Annotated in this window: 13 protein-coding genes; 2 read left to right on the top strand and 11 right to left on the bottom strand. The window is 35.2% G+C overall.

Features of this window, described 5'->3' with window-relative positions; genetic code table 11:
* Position 1: 1 nt before the first annotated feature.
* From BMY56_RS11835 to BMY56_RS11795, 9 genes are all read right to left on the bottom strand, one after another.
* Complete coding sequence (locus BMY56_RS11835) at positions 2-1,168, bottom strand: efflux RND transporter periplasmic adaptor subunit (RefSeq protein WP_091624355.1); 1,167 nt, start codon at positions 1,166-1,168, stop codon at positions 2-4.
* 25 nt (positions 1,169-1,193) lie between these two features.
* Complete coding sequence (locus BMY56_RS11830; protein ID WP_091624352.1) at positions 1,194-2,534, bottom strand: TolC family protein; 1,341 nt, start codon at positions 2,532-2,534, stop codon at positions 1,194-1,196.
* Positions 2,535-3,140 carry a TetR/AcrR family transcriptional regulator gene (locus tag BMY56_RS11825; RefSeq protein ID WP_091624349.1) on the bottom strand — a complete coding sequence of 202 codons (606 nt, stop codon included), beginning with the start codon at positions 3,138-3,140 and terminating at the stop codon, positions 2,535-2,537.
* 85 nt (positions 3,141-3,225) lie between these two features.
* Positions 3,226-3,498: a hypothetical protein gene (locus BMY56_RS11820; protein WP_091624347.1), complete on the bottom strand. Its 273-nt coding sequence runs from the start codon at positions 3,496-3,498 to the stop codon at positions 3,226-3,228.
* A gap of 76 nt (positions 3,499-3,574) precedes the next feature.
* Complete coding sequence (locus tag BMY56_RS11815; protein ID WP_091624344.1) at positions 3,575-5,278, bottom strand: CRTAC1 family protein; 1,704 nt, start codon at positions 5,276-5,278, stop codon at positions 3,575-3,577.
* A complete protein-coding gene (locus tag BMY56_RS11810; RefSeq protein WP_177170963.1) occupies positions 5,268-6,629 on the bottom strand; it encodes a phosphatase PAP2 family protein in 1,362 nt (453 codons plus the stop codon). The genes BMY56_RS11815 and BMY56_RS11810 overlap by 11 nt, the downstream gene beginning before the upstream one ends.
* 13 nt (positions 6,630-6,642) lie before the next feature.
* Positions 6,643-10,032, bottom strand: a complete 3,390-nt coding sequence (locus BMY56_RS11805; protein WP_245737206.1) for a VCBS repeat-containing protein — start codon at positions 10,030-10,032, stop codon at positions 6,643-6,645.
* A gap of 36 nt (positions 10,033-10,068) precedes the next feature.
* Complete coding sequence (locus BMY56_RS11800) at positions 10,069-11,946, bottom strand: RagB/SusD family nutrient uptake outer membrane protein (protein WP_091624339.1); 1,878 nt, start codon at positions 11,944-11,946, stop codon at positions 10,069-10,071.
* Between the two features lie 10 nt (positions 11,947-11,956).
* Positions 11,957-15,184, bottom strand: coding sequence for a SusC/RagA family TonB-linked outer membrane protein (locus BMY56_RS11795; RefSeq protein ID WP_091624336.1), 3,228 nt, complete (start codon positions 15,182-15,184; stop codon positions 11,957-11,959).
* A gap of 473 nt (positions 15,185-15,657) precedes the next feature.
* Between BMY56_RS11795 and BMY56_RS11790 the strand changes: the two genes are divergently transcribed.
* Both BMY56_RS11790 and BMY56_RS11785 read left to right on the top strand, forming a co-directional pair.
* Positions 15,658-16,674: a GntR family transcriptional regulator gene (locus tag BMY56_RS11790; RefSeq protein WP_091624334.1), complete on the top strand. Its 1,017-nt coding sequence runs from the start codon at positions 15,658-15,660 to the stop codon at positions 16,672-16,674.
* A gap of 159 nt (positions 16,675-16,833) precedes the next feature.
* Positions 16,834-17,808 carry a polyprenyl synthetase family protein gene (locus BMY56_RS11785; protein WP_091624331.1) on the top strand — a complete coding sequence of 325 codons (975 nt, stop codon included), beginning with the start codon at positions 16,834-16,836 and terminating at the stop codon, positions 17,806-17,808.
* Here BMY56_RS11785 and BMY56_RS11780 read toward each other — a convergent pair.
* On the bottom strand, positions 17,805-18,947 hold the full coding sequence (locus BMY56_RS11780; RefSeq protein WP_091624328.1) for a lycopene cyclase family protein: 1,143 nt from the start codon (positions 18,945-18,947) through the stop codon (positions 17,805-17,807). The genes BMY56_RS11785 and BMY56_RS11780 overlap by 4 nt on opposite strands.
* Before the next feature lie 74 nt (positions 18,948-19,021).
* Positions 19,022-21,298: a TonB-dependent receptor gene (locus BMY56_RS11775; protein ID WP_091624325.1), complete on the bottom strand. Its 2,277-nt coding sequence runs from the start codon at positions 21,296-21,298 to the stop codon at positions 19,022-19,024.
* Positions 21,299-21,322: the final 24 nt, after the last annotated feature.

Raw genomic sequence — 21,322 nt, 5'->3', positions numbered from 1 at the left:
TCTATTTTTTTATTTTTACTTTTTGACCATCTTTTACACTTCGTGCACCTTCTTTAATAATAAGATTTCCATCTTCTAGGCCAGATAGTACTTCTATTTTCGCTCCTTGAGTTTTTCCAGTGGTAATGATGATTCTTTTTACAATTGCTTCATTTTCTGAATTCGGTTCCTCTGCTACGAAGACGTATTGTTCACCTTCAGCATTTTCAGATATAATGCTTGTCGGTATTAAGATGGCGTTTTCACTGGTATAATCATTGATATTAACCTTGGCAGTAAGATTAGGCTTAATCTTACCTTCCTTATTTGGAACTGGAATTTCAACTTCAAAAGATCTGTTCGATGGATTTATAAAATTTCCTGTTTCTCTAATCTTTGTGGTAATACTATCACCTAATACAGGAAAATATACTAATGCTTCTTTTCCTTTTACAACACTACCTAAATATGTTTCTGGTACTTCTACTTCAATAAACATATCAGATAGGTTTACAAGACGAAACACTTCAGAACCTTGACCTGGTGCGACTACGGTGCCTTGATCTTTTATAACATTATCTATGATACCTGAAAAAGGAGCTCTTATACTAGATTTTCCTAATTGACTCTGCGCCTGGGAAACCATATTTTCTGATGATTCGTAGTTAGTTTTTGCTTGTAAATATTGAATTTCTGAACCTATGTTTTGTTTCCATAAACGTTCTTGGCGTTCGAAAGTCGTTTTCGCAAGTGTAGCTTGAGATTTTAATTGACTAAGTTGACTAGACATGCCCCCATCATCTATGGTAGCCAATAATTGTCCTTTAGATACTCTATCGCCTTCTTTTACATATACTTTTTGAAGCGTACCTGCCATTTCTGGGTAGATCAATACATTTTGTTTTGTGCTGACATCACCTTGTAATTCTAGATAGTGATTAAAAACTTCTTTCTTAGCAGTCAATGTATTAACAAGTGGAAACTTTTCTTCATTACCTAAAATTGCAATGGCCGAATCTAATGATTTAAGCTGTGCTTCAATTTGATTTTGTTGAAGAGTAATCTCCGTCTTCTTAGCTCGTATTTCTTCTAGATTACGGTTTTCAATAATTTCACTTACCGACTGGTCTCCACTGCCACAAGAAAACAGGCTGATGGTTACAATTAATAAAACTATTACTTTCTTCATGATTATATTTTTAATGATTGATTATTTAGGCTTTTGTATTTAATATGATTTCCAGTTCGGTTTTTTTATTAATCACTTCTACCATGGATTGTAGGAATTCTTGCTGAGTTGTGTATAGTTGTATTTGAGCTTGTCTCAGTTCAAAACTTGTTGCAAGACCTTCTTTATATTTTATCTGATTTTTATTTTCGATACGTTCAGAAAGGGTGAGATTTTGTTTTGCAGTGTCGTAATTTGCAATAGCAAGGGTGTAATTATTTTTTGCATTCTCTAACTGCAATCTAATTTGCTGTTCTGCTTCTGTTAATTGAGTCTTAGCTTTTTCTAAGGCAATTTTAGCACGTTGTGTACTGGCACTTCTTTTAAGTGAACTGAAAATAGGAATACTTAGGTCAAAACCCATTACCGATGAATCAAACCATTGCTGTTCTCCATTCAAAAAACTAAAATTGTCTGAAAAAGCACTGCTTCCATAATTAACAAAAGCATTCAATGTAGGTAACGCACGGCTTTTGGCTAATTTCCATTCATAATACCGCTGTTGGTTAAGATTCTCCGCAAGTTTAAAATCAACATTTTCGTTTAGATTAAAGTCGTAATTAAGAATTCCCAAATCAATTTTTGCAACCGTTAAGTCTTCAAGGTTTTCTTTAAGTTTTGTAGGGGCTGTTAAATCTAGGCCCATACTAAGGTTTAACATTTGAAGGGTGATTTCTTGTAATCTTATTGCGTTCCGTAATTGGTTTTCGATGGATGAAAGTGTAATCTGAAGTTGATCTACACTCTCTTGTTCTCCGAGCCCGTTTTCGTAAAGTTTTGAAGTTTCGTAAAGGTTTTTCTCAAGAGTAACTTTATTTTTCTCAAGAATTTGAACACTTTCTTTGGCTAGTAATACATTTCCGTAAGCTTCTACAACTTGTTTTCTAACTTCTAAGGTTGTTTTTTCTTTATTATTTGCGCTATAACTTAAAAATGCTTTCGTTGCTTGTACGCCAACAATATATGAGCCATCAAAAATTTGTTGACGTAATGTAGCGGTTGCAGTTGCGGTTTGTGGTTGGCCAAAAACTACTTCAGCGAAAGTGCCTGGTTCGCCTCCAAATATTTCTGCAGGAATAACACTTACCGGTTGCTTTAATTGATTTTGATAACTAATATCTCCATTTATTTGTGGTAGACCGCTAGCAATGGTTTCCCATTTTTGTTTTTGAGCGTCAATTATGTCCCTATCCGCGTTAATTGCTGCATAGTTGTTTTCTAACGCAAATTGTATAGCTTCTTCTAGTGTGAAACTATAGGTTTGTTCTTGTGAGTAGCTAAAGCTAAAACTAAGTAGCGTTAATAGTAGTACTAATTGATTTCGCATTTATAATTGATTTGAATTGATGATTGTATTTAATATTTTCTTTCCTTTCGGAGTAACAATTCCCCGTAAGTGATATTCTAAAAATGAGTCCATTAATTTTGATACTGGAAATAGAGGTAAGGGAAATATGTTTTGGTCTTTAATGCTGTTCATACCTGTAAAGTATATTCTCGCAATAAACTCGGGATCTATATTATCCCTAAATAATTCTTGTTCTAAACCACGTTCTATATTAGATAATACACATTTATGCATTTTTTCGAACTGCATTAGTTTTAGACTTTTATGAATTTTAGGATAATATTTCATCAATTGAAATTGTGGAGAGCTTTTTTCGTCATTCAGGTGAGACATTACATATTTTTTAATTTCGTAAAGCTCTTCAATAGCATTTTTATCCATTGCTATTATTAAATCAATACCATCGCTTAAATGGCAAAATTTATTCATCACACAATCTTCTACTAAGCTCGTTTTATTACTGTATTCACTATAAATGGTTTTTTTAGAAATGCCAATTTGATTGGCAATATCATCCATTGTAATGCTCTTAAAGCCACGCTCTAAAAATAAATCTGAAGCGGTGTCGCGAATTTTTTCTTTCATAACGGGTGCAAATATATGTCAGGAAACTTTAAAAACTAAAAAAGTTTCCAAAGTTTTACAATTATTTAATATTCACCCATAATTATCACAAATTGTCGATTGAATGATTTCGGTCTACATGGTTCTTATATGCTTGCTCACCTTCATTTTTCCAAAATTCATCGTAATATTTCCATTGAGAAAAATCTTTTCTCATTGAGCTGCATGGGTTAACATTAAATCGCTTTTTATTTTGGCTTTGGCTATTTCCAGCACCAAAGCCAAATATAATTTTAGATTTAATATAGCGCCTAAGCGAGCTATATTCTTCTTCAAAGAAACTGTTCAGGTTAGTATTATTTTCTAGATTGGATGCCATCCAAGGGATTTCAATTGGTCTTCAGTTATAAAGACGCAAATTTTGAAGGCTATTGCATTTTTGGGGAAAGTTTTTGTTATTTTTTGGCTAGTCTTCTTTTGCGATATAAAAAATAAGCTATTATAAGTACTAAAATAGCACTTAAAAAGTACCAAAAATAAGTTTGGTCTTTTGCTGGCGTATTTAATTCTATTATTACTAATTGTTGATTTACGTTTACTTGGGTTATTATTTGTTGCTTACCACCTGTCCAATCTACAATTACAGAATCGACCACTTCATTAGCATCCAAGCCAAAATGTGCTATTACCGAATTTTGGGAAAGATGGCTTGAACCACCACCATCAATTTCGCGAATCATTTTTTTCCCTTTAACAATAATGGATACTCTTGAACCAATACCATTAGCTTCTGCGTCTATACCTTTAAGGGCTACTTTCAGCCAATTGCCTTTTGCTAAATCATTTCGAAAGAGCTTTGTTGTGGATGGTATAGGATAATTTAATATGGGTTTTTGATTTACTACCAACAAATCCATATCCCCATCATTGTCCATATCAAAAATCACAGAACCCCGACCAATGCCGTAATCATTGATGGCTAATTCTCTTCCTTTTTCAGTGAAGGTATTTTGGTTGTTCTCGAAATAGAAATTACCCATGGGTGTGCAATTCGGATTCAAATCTCCATTAGAGACAAAAAGGTCTAAATCTTCATCATGGTCGAAATCAGCAAAATTTGCACCCCAACTAATGGCTAAATTGTAGGTGCCAAGTTCTTTTGCTTTGTCAATAAATGGCAAACCATTACCCTGGTTCTCCATTAGCATATTGAACTTTATGTTGGTAATATAATAATCCATCCAGCCATCATTATTATAATCGCCTACAGCGGCCCCCATGGCATTAATTTTTAGATCCATGCCTGTTTCTTTACTAACATCTTCGAAATGGTCACTTGGATATTCATTTCTGTAAAGAAAATTTGGCACTGCTTTATATCCAAAATCTTGATTTACCAATAAATCTTGGTCTTGGTCATTGTCGAAATCTGTAAATACACCGCCGAAACCGAAACCTTTATGGCCTAGACCATAATCTTCATAAACGTTTTCAAATTTTTCGCCATCGTTGTTTTGTAATAAATAGCTTTTAGCTGTTTGGTTGGCGCTCACTATGGTTGCATCTTTTATAACCCCTAGCTTACCAGTAAATTCTTGAAAATAATTACCAACGAATAGGTCAGGATAACCATCTGCATTAAAATCACCAAAACTAGGTCCGGTGCTGAAAGAGTTTAAATCTTCTAGGCCATATGCATCGGTAACATCTTTAAAAGTGGAGTCACCTTGATTTAAGAATAATAAGTTTTTTGCCCTTGGAATTACGTTTTTGCCATCTGTCGTAGTAATTGTCGTAATGAATAAATCCCTAAACCCATTTTTATCAACGTCCGCACTAACCACACCTTGGGTTACGTAGTCATTTGTTACCTCCAATCCAGAGCCTTTAAAAATATCTTTAAAAGTTCCATTGCCATTATTTAGATATAGCCTATCCGATTTTACACCGCTGGTAAGGTAAAGGTCTTCGAAACCATCATTATTTACATCAAACACCGTAACGCCTCCGCCAAAAGTACCTTCATAAACTTGGTATTCATGATCAATACCTGAAGGTTCTGTAATGTCGGTAAATGTTTGTTGTGCAACACTTTTCAATCCTAAAGAAAGAAAGAAGAGATTAACGAGTATCGTTTGTAGGGTCAAGTTATTTTTCATCTGCTTTTTTCCATTCTAAGGCATATACATTTTTTGCTATTTCTATACCTTTTTCTAGGCCTACTTCATTATCTAACTGCGTGTGAATACCGCCATAAAATCTAGAATCTGCAGTTTCTTGGGCAGCTTCCCAGAAGGTATCAAAGGATCTGATAACAAAATCGGTCTCTTTAAGTTCATCTCGCTCCCTACCTTCATGAGCTCTGTCGATAAATGTGAATTCTTTTCCGAAATTATGTTCTAAAATAGTGGCCGCAGCTGCAGCTTGAATTGCATGCCCTGAAGGAAAAGATGGAAAGGGTGGGTCTGGCCAAAATGATTCCCATTCTTCATCAATATATTTTGGTATAAAGGTATTTGGCCGTTCTGTAAAGAACTGATATTTCCATTTCCAACAATTGATAAAGGCATCTGCTACGGCCATGCCTACTTGAGCAAACACTTGTGCACATTCTATCATTGTAGAATCATGACCATCTAGCGCTAAAGTTGCAAAGTAATAGGAATGCCCTGGTGGTGTAAAACTCACATCTGGGTCATCGCCCCACCAAATGGCAGCTTCTTTTTCAAGCTGGGTCAATTCTAAATCCTTAGTATAAACATTTTCAAATTGTTTATAGTAAGGTGAACCCGGAGTGGTGTCGTACGGAATTATTTGTGGGTCAGCTATTGTCTCATTCATTGATGCGAAAGTCCTATTTTCACCCCAATGCGGGTGTAATGGGTGATGGCTAAAAGATTGTGCGAATAATGGTGGTTTCCATGATCCCGGTCTATCTGGATGTACCATGGTTTTGTCAAAATTATGAAGATACCCTCTATGACCACCATCGGTTTTTGACCACTCAAAGATTGTATTAGCCACTGATTTTCCAAATGCGACAGAACGTAAAACTGTTTCGTTATCAATACCTTGTTGAAATTGATTAAAAACAACTTGTTCAAGCGAATCAATTTTTTGAATATTTTCGTCGGATGTTTGAACGTATATTTTCTTTAAGATTTCTGATTGCCCAGCATTTAAGGAAAGTGCCCAGTTATAATCTTTTGAAGGGTCAATTTTAGGAAGCGATTCAAGACCTTTTAGTTGCCCATTCATTGAGTTAGATTCTTCAAAACCAGGAACAATCGATTCATACATCGTTAAACCTATATAACCAAATGCTCTTGACGCAAAAGTAGGGGAGTTAGAAGGTGTGTAACGGGTAATAAACAAAGTCATATTTGCCCATTCCATAGCTACATCTTTATCGCTTAGTTTAGCTTGTTCTGTAGTAGTGCATGCCATCAATATTATGGGCAGAAGAAATAGTGGTAATCTGTGTATTATTTTCTTTTTTGAAATAGTCATTGTATCAATAAAGCTATTTTATGAGTTTATAAGTTTCGGTAGACAATCCATAACTGGTGAATATCAAATTATCATCTATTAGTAATGCGTGGGTGTTACTCCCTTTTATAGATAGACCTGATTTGCTTTGAGTAACATAGTTAAAATTCCCTTTACCATCACTTAAAAGGACAGTTCCGTAGTTAGCGTCGAATTTCCCTATTCTTAATTTATAATAATCATTGTTACCCAAAAATAAAATATCAATATTGCCGTCTTTATTAAGGTCAGTAGTTAATATTTCTGAAATTGGGGAAAATTGAGCTTGTAGGGGTAAAGTTGCCATTTCGTACTTTTCTTCAATTGTGCTCAGCAACACTGTAGTTTCTTGATGTGTACTTGATAGTTTTTTTGCATTTTGTATTTCGGCTTCATTAAAGAGGTCGGACATACCCGCGTCTGAATATTTCTCATAGCTTGTAAAGCGCTGGCGTAAACCAGATAACTGACCTAAAAGTTCATCTCTTGTTAAGTATGGGTAGCTTTTACCTTCAACATAAAAATTTAATATGGGGTCTATAGAGCCATTATTATCGAAATCTGAATAGTACAATTCTGCAGGGGTCTGAAGGCTTAATTTAAATTGAGTATTAGTACCTATATTTCCTGCAATTATATCTGGTTTTCCATCTTTATTTAAATCTGTTAGTTTAAGGCTGGTCCATAGTCCAGATAAGGGATCTTTTAAAAATCTATTGGTTTCATTCAATAATTTTCCATTCTTGTTTATATATATTGATATGGGAGCCCACTCTCCTAATACTACAAGGTCCTCTATTTTGTCACCATCCATATCCGCCCAAGCGGCGTCTGTAATCATACCAGGATTTTCTAGAGCTGGTTGAATGTCTTTTGTTTGATCTGTATAGTTACCCTTGCCATCGTTAATTAAAATAAAGCTCCTAGGTATTTCTGGATATCTACCCGGAATAACGTAGCCACCTATAAAAATATCGATGAATGAATCGTTATTGATGTCAGAAACGGAAACTGTTCCGGTACTTACTTTCATAATCGGTAAAGCCGATTCAGTTTTTATAAAATCACCTTTTCCATTACCTAAATATAGTCGGTCTTGTAATTTGGGGTCAGTTTCAGAGAAATCGTGATAGCCCCCACTTGCAATATAGATATCTAAATTATCATCTGCATTTGCATCGAACACGGCAATATCAGTATCAAAATTATTCTTGTCTAGCTCAAAATCTGGAATAACTTTTTGAATAAATTTGTTTGATTTTGTTTGGAAAAACAAACCTGGTGCTTGACCTACCCCACCACCAACTATAATATCTTCAAGGCCATCATTATTCAGGTCTGCCTTAGCCATTGCCGGACCATCATGTGATAGCTGCTTTAATAAAAGGGATTGCCTTTTAAAATCATTAATGGTAGATGATTTATGTTTAAAGTTAATTAGAGATTCTGTTTTTGCAAACAGTTTATCAGACTTAACCAATTCTGATTTTGATGTACTAGCATTACGTTCTTCTATAACCAACAATTTGTTTGCTGAGATATCATTTAGCGTTTCTTTTTTACCTGAATTCCATTCTACTAGCAATGAATCAATTTTAGCATTCTCACCAAAACCAAAATGTAATATTGAGGATACGGTAGATAAATAACCTTGAGTTGGCATCTGTTCTACAACTTGTATGTGTCCGTTCGAGAATGCACTGATTTTTGTTCCAATACCATTGGTGTTTTTGTTTTCTCCTTTAAGTTCAATATTTAAAAATGTATTGTTCTTTTTAGAACTATCATTTCGGTAAATAAAAGCTGGTTTGTTAATGTTGTTGACCACTAAATCTAAATCGCCATCATTATCTAAATCGGCGTAAATAGCACCATTACTATTTGCAGGTTGGTCTATGCCAGCATTCGCAGTATTGTCTTTGAAATTGATACCATCGGTATTGGTGTAGTAGAAATTTGTTAAGTCTGACGCAGGCATTTTTTTAATAAGTTCTAAAACATCTTGTCGTTGTAATCTTCCTTTCGATTGCACAAAATCTTCCATGTAATTAATGAAATCTAGATTGGTATAATCTCTATAATATCCATTAGTGATAAATAAGTCTTTTAAACCATCATTATCAAAATCTGCAAATAGGGGAGCCCAACTCCAATCTGTATTTGAAATACCAGAAAGTTGACCTATTTCACTGAAAGTATTGTCGCCATTATTCAATTGTAGCATATTTCGCATATACTGATGATGAAATCCACTTCTAATATTCAAGTCGAATTTCTCATAGTTGTCAGGAGACAATAATAATTTTTGACGTTTATTATTTTTAGGTAGCATGTCTAACGTAAAAATATCTTGCAAACCATCATTGTTTATATCGGCTACATTATTACCCATTGAGAAATGGCTCGTATGTCCCATTTGCGAACCTAATTGGTCTGTAAATGTGCCATTTTTATTGTTGATATATAAATAATCAGGAACCGTATAATCATTCGAAACATAGAAATCTTGCCAGCCATCATTGTTAATGTCACTTATAGCGATACCTAGACCATAAGTTAGGGCAGAACCACTAATACCCGATTTTTCAGTAACATCAAAAAATTTGTTTTCTCTTTGCTCAAAAAGGCGTGTGCCTTGCAAGGTGTCATCTTTTTTTAAAAATTCTATTGTGCTTACTTCATTTAGAACTGGTAGTGATTTAGGATTATGGTTTAATAAAAGCATATCCAAGTCACCATCTTTGTCATAATCAAAGAAATAACCTTGATTGCTAAAAGCCGCACTCGCTAGCCCATATTCTTCAGCTTGCTCATTAAAAATAGGAATGTTGTTGTCATCGTTTCCTTGATTAATGAAAAGTTGATTTTTTCTTTTTACATCAGGTAGAGCTCCTGAATAGCATAAATACAAATCTAACTTTCCATCACCATTTACGTCGGCAGACGTAATACCTGTTTTCCATGGGCCAGGTCTTCCTTCTACTTTCGAAGTTGCAGTAACGTCTTTGAACTTAAAGCCGCCTTCATTTATATAAAATTTATTCTCCCCCATATTCGAAGAGAAATATAAATCTTGTAGACCGTCACCATTAAAATCTCCTGTTGCCACACCGCCACCATTATAGAGGTATTCATAAACTAATACATTGGCATTCAACCCTTCTTTTAGTGTATTTTGAAATGAAATATTGGTTTCTCCTTCAGGTAAAAGAGTAAAAAGCGATGCTTTTTCATCGGCTTCCAACTTAGAAGTCGTATCGTTTTTTTTTGTCTTATTGGTACAACTTTGAAGCAGTAGAAATAAAATAAAAATTAAGGAAACTAGATTTTTTGCCATTTGCTTAAAAGTAAAAAATCTATCCCAAAAAGGGATAGATTTTTTCATTAACTCAATTTAAAACTAACTCAACAATAAATTTATTTAATAACCAGGATTCTGAACTAATAATTCATTACGGTTAATCTCATCCCTGCTTAATGGCATGAAGTACATTTTGTCATCCCAAGTTCTTGTCTCGTTATCATTATTATCAACAACGGTATAGGTATAATCGTATACTGTTGGGTCATATTGATATGGAGTTCTTGGAGTAGCACCTGCTTTTAGGCTAGCAGTAACTTTCATCACTTTTATGCCACGACCTAAAGTTTGGTCAGCTATCATCCATCTTCTTGCATCATGAAATCTATGTTCTTCATATGCCAATTCAACTCTTCTTTCGTTTATATAGGCTTCTAACAAGTCTGCGCCAGATGCAGTAATTGCAGGCATACCTGCTCTATATCGAAGTTTATTCAGCCAGTTTCTAGCTTCACCTTCATCGCCAGTAGCGATAGAAGCTTCAACGTAATTAAGAACTATTTCAGTATATCGTATAAATGGCCAAGGAACTACTTGTGCACTAGATTGGTTGTCTACTACAGCCGGATCTGCATCAATAAATTTTCTAACATAATAACCTGTTCTACTACCGTTCCAGTTTTCTATAGGAGAGTCTCGCATATCAACACCGTTAATTATGCCGCCAGAACCATCGGCATAGGTGCCGGTTTGAATCTCATCATAAGGGTCGATTGCTGCAACATCTGATGGTCTTGGTTTCCATCCAGAACCGTCATAAAGAATAGTTGCAGAAAGTCTTGGATCTCTATTCTCATAAGGAGCAGCTGCATGCTCAGGATTACTCCAGTCAAAATCAGAACCATCCATCATCTGATAATCATCAACCAATTGCTGAATAGGGGTGTTACCTGCCCAGTTGTGATATCCGTTAGGACCGTTGTTTATACCTTGGTGAATTCCACCTAAAGGCCAATTGCTTTCTACGGTAAATAATGGTGTATGAGTACGTTCAAAAAGTAATTCTGCTCTTGCCGCTGGATCACCTATAGCGCTTCCACCACCCATTGCAATCGAAATATAAGTTTCTTTAGCTTCCTCGGCAGTTGCGGGTGAGGTTAAATCTAATTTGTAACCTGTCGTTTCATCTAAAACAGCCTTAGCTGCTGCTTTAGCAGTATTCCAACGTGCAGCTCTATCACCTGAAGTGTAGGCTACTAAATCAAGGTTAGAATAACTTCCTAAAACTGAAGATTTAGCACTTGCTGTTGGACCATCACGTAAGTCGCTTGCCGCATAAATCAATACTCTTGATTTAAGACCCATAGCGCTTAATTTAGATGCTCTGCCAGCGGTAAAATCCTTGCCATCTAGTAACGAAATTGCTTGATCTAAATCAGCAACTATAAAATCAATATTTTCTGCAAAAGTACTTCTGGCTACTGAATAGTCTTCATCCAAACCATATGGTCTGTCAATTAGTGGTGCACCTCCATAATAGCGCATTAATTGATGATAGTAATATGCCCTAAGGAAATGCGCTTCACCGAGTAAGCGATCTTTTAGGCTTTGATCATCGAACGTAGCGTTAGGTAATTCTTGTATGGCAATATTTGCCTTACGAATTGCCAAATACATCTCATTCCATTGTGGAATGATGTTTACGTTACCTGTTCCTGATGGGGAAAGTGATCCTTCTGTGATTACATTAATTCCTCTACCAGAATGCGTAAACATTGCTTCATCAGTTAGAGATGCAAGTCCTTCTTCTTCAAACCCTCCATAGCCAAGGGATGAATACACATTAAATACAAATGCTTGTGATAATGCACCATCTGCCCAAGTGGCATCTGCTGATATAGAATCTAAAGGTTGTGTCTCTAAAAAGTCTTCATTACATGATATCGGTATTAAGGCTACCGTTAACAGGCCTAAGAGTACTAATTTTCTTTTTTTCATGATTTTTTTTTTAAAATGTTAAACTAAAACCTGTGTTAATAATGGACTGTTGTGGATAAAACTGACCACTATTACTCGTTGATTCAGGATCATAAATGTCTTGTGCCGCCCAAGTTGCCAAATTAAGACCACTCATATAAACTCTAAATGCAGATAATCCAAATTGGTCAATCATTCCTTTTGGGAAATTATATGCTATTTGAACGTTTTTAAGTCTAATATAATCCTTGCTATATAAATTATAAGTATTGTTGCCGTATGCACCTCCACTGTAATACGTATCACCCCTACTTGCCAATCTTGGGTGTACACTACTTGGGTTATCTGGACTCCACCTATTATCAAAACTATATTTAAGGTAATTGCCTATATCTCCTGATTCAGTTAGGATAGGTAGCTTTGCGCCTGTAGCACCTTGTAAAAGAACCGATAAATCAAAATTCTTATAGGAGGCGTTAAAGGTTGCGCCAAAGTTAAAGTTTGGCACAATACTATTATCCAATCGAACCTGGTCCAAATCATTGATGGCGCCATCACCATTAATGTCCTTAAATTTCATGTCTCCTGGTTCCAATTGTGGTTTTACAGCACTGTAATCTAATGTATTACTTGAAACGGCCGCCTCATCGATAAAAACTCCATCAGATTCATATACTAAGTAAGAACCAATTGGTTTGCCTTCTTGTAATTGATAATCTGGTGCACCAGGAATTTCATCTAAAAAGACTACACTGTTCTGAGCATAACCACCATTTACACCAACATCCCATTTAAAGCTATCTGCATCACCACCATAATAATTTAAGGCAAATTCAAAGCCTTCGTTATCTACTTTACCGGCATTAACAGGAGGTAATAAATCTGATATGCCTGAAGAACCTGGTGTAGAACCTGTTTTTTGAATCAAGATCTGATCACGTCTGTTTAAAAAGTACTCTAAAGTAAAGCTCAATTTTCCGTTGAGGGTAATACCGTCAAGACCTACATTGAGGTTGTTTGCCCGCTCCCATGTAAAACTAGGGTTTGCTAATAATGGCTCTGTAAGGGTAGTTTGTACGTTACCGTCTATTGGATAACTACCAAAATCATAAATGGATAAATAGGCATATTCCTGTAGCGCACCTTGAAAGAATACCTGATCATTACCCATTTGACCGTAGGAGGCACGTAGTTTTAGGTAATCGATTGACTCAACATTGAACCAATCTTCTTTATTGATATTCCATCCAACCAAGAATCCTGGAAAAAAACCAAAACGATCATCGCCTGGGAAGATATAGGATCCATCATAACGCCAAATGAATTCGGCTAAGTATTTTTCCTTGAAGTTGTATTGTGCACGACCATAATACCCTAAGCGGGTCCTGTTATACCCAAAACCATCAGTAACCTGTCCATCTTCACCACCTACGCCAATTTGATCAACAGCAGCGGATAAGTAATTTCTTCTAAAGGCCGATAGAAACTCCCCTTGAAAATTTTCACGGGTTACACCAGCTAGTAAATTAATTGTGTGATCATCACCTATTGTTTTGTCATAATTTAATAAACCAGTTAGGTTGGTGTTTAAAACGTTTAACGATGATTGTGTTAACCTTGGGTCGGTAAAATTAGATCGTATTGCCCCACTTAAAACAGGATTTCCGGTTGCGATATAATTGGCACGATCCAATGAATAAAGTGTCCAAGGTGTTTGCCATAATTTTCTGCGCTGTTGGCTTTGATCGACACCAGCCAATAAGGTTAATGTTAAGCCATCAACCCAAGGGTTTTTGATATCTACAGAACCTGTAAATTGCAAATAATCGGTTGGTTGATTATCATAACCCGTTGCATTTGTAGTAATAACTACAGGCTGTTGTCCATTTTCTATATCTGGTCCTGGTAATCCATTTGGCCAAACTGCTGGCTCATTGGGTCTACCTCTCATCAACATTCTGAAAATGGCGCCAGCACTTTCTGTTGGGAAGTTTCTATTCTCTTTTCTGTAACCCATGCTCAACTTAGTAGAAAGATACTCGTTGATTTTGGCATCGGTATTAATTCTAAAGTTATATTGCTGATAGCGGTTGGCGGAATTTTTGTAAATAGCACCTTGATCTGAATACCCAAGTGATGCGTAGTATTTGAGATCTTCACTTCCGCCACTTACAGAAAGATTATGCCGTTGTTGTTCTGCCCAATCTTGAAACGTAGCACCGAACCAATCTGTGTCTGGGTATAACCATGGATCAGCATTAGTTCTATGGTTGTTAATGGTCTCAGGGCTAAATGCTGCGTTTACAGTTTCTGCCGGACTACTTCCTGGAATAGTATAACTGCCATTATTTTGAAATGCGCTACTTGCTGCACCCCATTGACCTGCAGGAATATTACTGTTATAAATGGCCAATTCGTTCATGATGGTCTGATACTCAACGGCGCTAGCCATTTCAGGAACTCTTGTTGGTCTAGTAAGACCAAAATCAGCGTTGTATTTCACTTCCATTTTACCGACATTGCCAGTTTTTGTCGTGACAATTATAGCACCGTTTGCTGCTCTAGCTCCATAGATGGCTGCAGAAGCATCTTTCAAAACTGAAATATTTGCTATGTCATTTGAATTAATACGGCTAATACCACCATCTCTATCAGGAATACCATCAATAACAATCAATGGTTGATTGTTACCTAATGTATTGGTACCACGAATACTAATTGTCGATTGATCATTACCGGGTTCTCCACTTGTTTGGATAATAACTACACCTGGTAATCTACCAGCAAGGGAGTTAGAGACACTAATTGCGGGTGAGCTTTCAAGAACTGGCCCTTGAACCGCTGTAACCGCACCGGTAACTGTTGCCTTCTTTTGAGTACCATAACCAACCACAACTACTTCTTCTAGATTTGCCACATCTTCTTCTAGAGATACATTAATAGTGTTTTGATTGTTAACTGGAACAACAGCAGATTTAAAACCAATATAGCTAAAGCGCAAACTGGTATTGCCATCGTCTAGAGTAATCGTGAAGTTTCCGTCAAAATCTGCTTGTACCCCTCTTGTAGGATTTTTTGCATCGATGACCGAAACGCCAGGTAATGGCATGTTGTCCGCAGCTGATGTTACGGTACCCGATACTTTTACTTCTTGAGCGTGTATACTCGTTAAGAGTAGCCCACCAAAAAAGAAAACCATCGTTAAGATTGCATGACTTCGAATCATGAAAAACTTAGGAAAATTAATTAGTTGATTCATAAAAATAGGTTCTTTTGGGTTGTTAGTTATTTTGTAATCATAGGTATCGTAATTCTATTGAGAGCATTGTTCAAATGCGGAGACTATGATACACTATGCTACTACAAACAAATATATAATAAAATGTTAATTATATAAATTAAACCTTAATATATTTTGAATTTGTAAAAAATGTTATAAAAATATAATAATATGGTATTTGCTCAATTTTGTTTATAACAAATGCTACTTAATAAAATTGAATATTTAAAGACCATTTATGTTCAATTAAACCAATATGGGAATCGGCTTAATTTTAAGGTTGCTCGAATAGCAAGAACAAGTATTTTCTAGATTATTACGTAGTGATAATTTTTTTGTTGGAGTGATGAATATTTTTTAAGTATTCCTATAAGCGCAAGGCATATCTAAGTCTCGCGGCATTTTGATAACCTTGATTATATTGTATATTCGATTGTTTATAATTGTATTTTATGCCGATTGTTAGAAGAATTTTAACCTTCACCCTAAATAATAATCTTTCAAAGCACGAACAATTGGTGCAAGGGATTATAGCGTCAATTGAAGACGGCACCCTGTCTATAGGCGATCAATTACCTTCAATTAATAACATGGTTGAAGAAATTGGCTATGCTAGAAAAACTATTTTTAAGGCTTACGAAGAGCTTAAGAACAGAGGCTTAATAGAGTCTAGACAGCTTAAGGGCTATTTTGTTATAAGTCAAGAAACGAATATTACCAAAAGAATGGCCTTGCTATTATTCGCTTTCCAAAGTTATCAGGAAGAATTTTACAAAACATTTAGGAAAGAGATGGGTAAACGATTTCAAATCGATGTTTTTTTTCATCACAATAATTTAACCATTTTTGAAACCATACTGACCAATATTAAAGGTAAGTACGGCATGTATGTAATTGCCCCTATTCAAAACCAAAAGGTGGTACCGTTACTACAAAGTATTGATCCAAAAAAATTATTATTGGTAGATAGGTATTTAGATCTAGGGAAATCATTCTCTTATATTTCTCAAGAATTTGAAGAAGTCATTTATACATCGTTAGTGCAATTGCTCCCCGAAATTAAAAAATACAAAAACCTTATTTTATACTTTAATGAAGAAAGTGATTACTCTCCAATTTCGATCCGAATTGCATTCGAGAGATTTCTTAAAGATTATAATATTAATGGAACGGTAAAAAATAATTATTCTTTAGGCACTGCCTTTAAGGGTACTCTTTATTTTGTTTTAGGAGATACTATTTTGTGGCATATTTTAAGAGATTGCGTTCGGAAAAAGTATAAAATCGGCGAAGATATTGGAATTCTTTCTCAGAATGATAATGTTGCCAAAGAGATAGTATTTGGTGGAATTACAACGATTTCTACTGATTTTAAAGAGATGGCTAAAATGGCAGCCAAGCATTTAAAAAATGAAGATACCACTCAAGTTATTATGCCTTCAAAATTGATTAAACGTAATTCTCTATAGATTAATAACTGCTTATGGGTTAATTATTTTTCATGTAAAACCTTAGATAGTTATACTTTTTTATTTTCTATAACGTATGTCTTCAAGAATCGAACCTTCAATGATTAAAAGGGCTTATTACAAAACATATTTATTCTATTTTTGATAAAAATTGCGAGAATGCATTCTATAAATGAATATCGAGAAGAGTTTATCAATTATTTAAATTCTAAACAGCTTACAAAAGAACCGAGAAACCTGTATGAGCCAATCACTTATATTTTAGGCTTAGGAGGTAAAAGACTTAGACCTGTTTTGGTATTGCTAACAGCCGAAATTTTCAATACGGATTATAAAAAAGCCTTGGATGCAGCTTTGGCAGTAGAAGTATTTCATAATTTTTCATTAGTACACGATGATATTATGGATGACGCTCCTGTAAGACGTGGCGAGATAACTGTACACGAAAAATGGGATATAAATACGGGTATTTTATCTGGAGATGCTATGTTGATTATGGCATACCAGCTATTTGAAAATTATGAGCCTCTAATATTTAGGCAATTGGCGCAACTTTTTAGCAAAACAGCTTTAGAAGTATGTGAAGGACAACAATATGATGTCGATTTTGAGACACGCGACGATGTTATGTTGCCAGAGTATTTAAAAATGATTGAGTATAAAACTGCTGTTTTAGTTGCAGCAGCATTAAAAATGGGGGCTATTGTTGCTGGTGCATCTGAAAAATCTCAAGAACAAATGTATGCTTTCGGGTTAAACTTAGGTATAGCCTTTCAGTTACAAGATGACTATTTAGATGTTTTCGGGGATCCCAAAACTTTTGGAAAACAAGTTGGTGGTGATATTATTGAAAATAAGAAAACCTTTCTTTTCCTAAAAGCTATGAGTTCGGGTTCAGAAATGATGACAAAAGAGCTTGAACATTTATACTCGATACAACCTAAAGAGTCGGAAACGAAAGTAAATGCTGTTCGCTCTATTTTTGAAAAAACCAAAGCAGACGAAGCTACACGGGTTGCAATTGCCGATTACACTGCAAAGGCTTTTGAAGTACTAAATAACATTGAACTGGCGAAAGATAAGAAAGACTTGCTGCAACAGTTCGGTGAGAATTTAATGAATAGAACGGTTTAGGATAATCGTTTAAAAAAGGCTTTTATAAAGGGAGTTTTAGGGCAGGCATTTATATAGATGATATCTTCCCATAAATTGGTTTTCTCATCTAAAAACTTGAAAACCATTTGAGGGCTCAATGATTTAAATAGTGATTCAAAGACCCTATAGCCATTTGCGTTATCATGGTGTATTACATCAAGAAACAGAAGGTCGTAGTACCAAAATTTATTCTTCAATTTTAATTTTTTTAGTGGCTTTCCATTCTTAATATGGTTAATTAGCTGAGGTACCTTTTTTGCTGTGCTCATTAAGGTATAGCCTGTGCTTGGCTTGGCCCAGCCACCAGCAGTGCCTATATACCGTATTCTATTTGAATGATGTTCTCTAAAATCGTAAGCAGTCATGGGTATACTGCCAGTCTCTTTATCAATGATTGTATAGTCTTTGCATTTATACCTATCCCATATATAATTTTTTATGGCCTCTTCATATTCTTGTTTTGGAAGTAATTTTTCTGAAAATAAGGTATACTCTATTAGTGCAGTATTATTTGAATATGGTAACACATACATAAAACGAGTGTTCCCTTTTTGAGGTATGGAAAAGTCCATATAGGTAACTTCGGAAGTATTGAATATAGGGTCTTTGGTTTTTATCTCCCAACCAATAAAATGCTGTTGCAAAACAGGATATTTCTTTTGCTGGGTAGCCATTTTATAATTAAAAAGACTTGTGAATATATAGTCTGCAACGTAATTATTATTTAAGGTGCGAACAGTTACTTCGTTACTTGTTTCCTCTAAATTTAATACTTCATCTTGTTTAAAAGTTATATTTTTATAACCCTCATTTCTATTTAAATAGTGATTGTAGAAATCAATACCCCTTATCATTTTATAGGAGTAGGGTGCAATATTGTTTCTTTTAGAAATTTGAGTGCCTTCAAAATGAATTTCGTCCCATTGTTTATGAACAATATCATCGAATTGTCCTTTACCTTTTTCCCAATAGCACCAAGTTCGATCATTCGTTTTTTTAGCGTCTTTATCAAGAATAAGAATCTTTTTATCTGCAAAAAAAGAATCATTCCCCATAGCATCTGCTAACAATAAGCCAGATGCGCCAGCACCAATAATAATGTAGTCGTACTTGTTCATGAATATTTCAAGGTATTTGACGGTCAGACGTTCCTATAATGTCAAAAATACGAATTAGCAATAGTCTTTTGGCGTTAATTCAATGTGTAGCGTAAACCAAGAAAAGACCTGATTCCTTGATTAGGACCATAAACGTAGGTAGGGTCAAAAGTAAGCGCATAAGGATTATTAGAAGTGGCAACCGCATTGCCATTAGTATCAAAAGTTACTTCTTTATCAAAGGGGTCATTTGCACGGGCGATGATAAACGGATTACCAATATTCGGAGTCCAGTTTAATAAATTTTTCACACCAGCATAAATTTCAAAATTCTTGATTCCATTATATGTGAATTGAATATTTTGTATACTCCAAGTAGGTGAAAAATCTCTTCTTGGGTCTTTGTCACCTAAAGTTGGTAATCGCATTGGTCCATACAAGTTTCCTGTGTAATCAAAAGTTAAATTCCAAGTTCTAATAGTGTAACTTAATCCCCAATTCGCCGAATAACTCTCTGTAAGAATTTGACGTTTGCTAATTCCGTTTTCAGTATTGCTTACGTTTTGTAATGTGCCGCCAAACATTAGTTTAAAGCTACTTGGAAAAGAGATGTCGACATTGGCACTTATCCCTTTAGAAACTGACTTTCCATTTAAATTATCATAAATGATTTGATTAGGATTAGTATCATAATCTGGTATTATAATATTTTGGAAATTGGTATAAAATAAGGATGCATCTAGTGTTACGAAAGTACCGTTAGCCTCATACATTTTTTTTAGATAATTAAGATTTACGTTGAATGAACGTTCTGGTTTCAATTCTTCGGTAATGATGACTTCACGTGAGCCGGTAAGGGCGGCATGCTCTTCTGTAAATAGATTTACGACCCTGAAACCTGTGCCTGCATTTAATCGTAATATATCGTTATCTGTAAACTTAAACCTGTAGGCTCCTCTTGGAGTAAAAATTGAACCATGTCTATTATCATAATCATATCGAGCACCCAAAAGTAAAGCGTGCTTTTTGTTAAAGGAAATCTCATCTTGAAGAAAAATACTTGGTATAATTACCTCATCGGGCTTATTGCCATTCGAATCTGACGTTGCTGGTGTACTGTCATCATAATAATTATGGCGTAATGCAGAACCAGCCAATATACTATGCTTGCCCAGAGATTTGTCCCAGGTAAGCTGAGTAAAACCAATACGTTGGTCCGCTAAGTAAGATACATTACCATAAACAGAGTTTTGACTATGGTCATTATACGAGAATGATAACATTAATTGCTCCTTAAAAGGGAGTTGGTATTTCCCTAAAACTTCCCATCTACGAGTATAAATACTTTCTCCATAAATTTCATCTCCACCTCTAAATTCTGGTGTCCATTGTAATTCTCCTCCCCATCTGTCTTCATAAAAAAAGCGACTGGCCAAAGAGAGAATGCGTGATTTCTTTCTGGTGAAGTTCCATTTTTGAAATATGGAAATTCTATCTTGTAAGGTAAGATCCGTGAAATTATCTCGATTATTATCAATCGGATTATCATATTTAAAATAATTGATACCTAATAATAGACTGGTTTTTTTGCCTACGTTTATTTTAGTGCCTATATCAAGATTGTACTCTCCCCAATCGGTTACAAAGCTATCTCCGGAAAAAACTGGTGCGGTAAGGTTGTTTTTTGTTATGATATTTATCAATCCGCCAACAGCTTCACTTCCATAAAGAGTAGAAGCAGGTCCTTTTACAATTTCAATTTGCTCTATTAGTGAGTTAGGTATGCCAGACAGGCCATATACGGTGCCAAGCCCACTAACAATTGGCATGCCGTCTATCAATACAAGAGTATAAGGCCCTTCAAGACCGTTTATATGAATATCGCCTGTGTTGCATACATTGCAGTTAATTTGTGGCCGTACGCCATTCACGTTCTGTAATGCTTCAAAAATACTGGCCGTTGGATTTTTCTTGAAAAAAGTAGGCTTGTATACCTCAACTGGCACGGGACTTTCAAGTCTGCTGACGGGTTTTAAAGTACCAGTAACTACCATTTCATCTAATGATTCTATCGAAGGTTTCAGGTCGATATCTAATAACTGTTCCTGACCCTTTTTTACGAATATTGATTTGCTAAATGGCATATAGCCAATAGTAGAAGCTATGAGTGTATATTTTCCAGGAGGAATATTTTTTAATTCATACCATCCATTTTCATTGGATGAAGTGCCTAGTTCAGTGTTCTTTAAATAAATATTCACGAACGGTGCAGGTGAGTTTTCAGATGTTACAGAACCAGATAGGGTCATTTCTTGTGCGTAGGTGCTCGAAAAAATGAAACAATAAACCACTAAAATAATAATTCTAAACATCTAAAAATAAATTTAGACAAAGCT

This window comes from Maribacter orientalis (assembly GCF_900109345.1).
Lineage (GTDB): Bacteria > Bacteroidota > Bacteroidia > Flavobacteriales > Flavobacteriaceae > Maribacter > Maribacter orientalis.
Note: the sequence above shows the minus strand (reverse complement) of the source record. Positions and strands in the feature narration are given on the sequence as shown.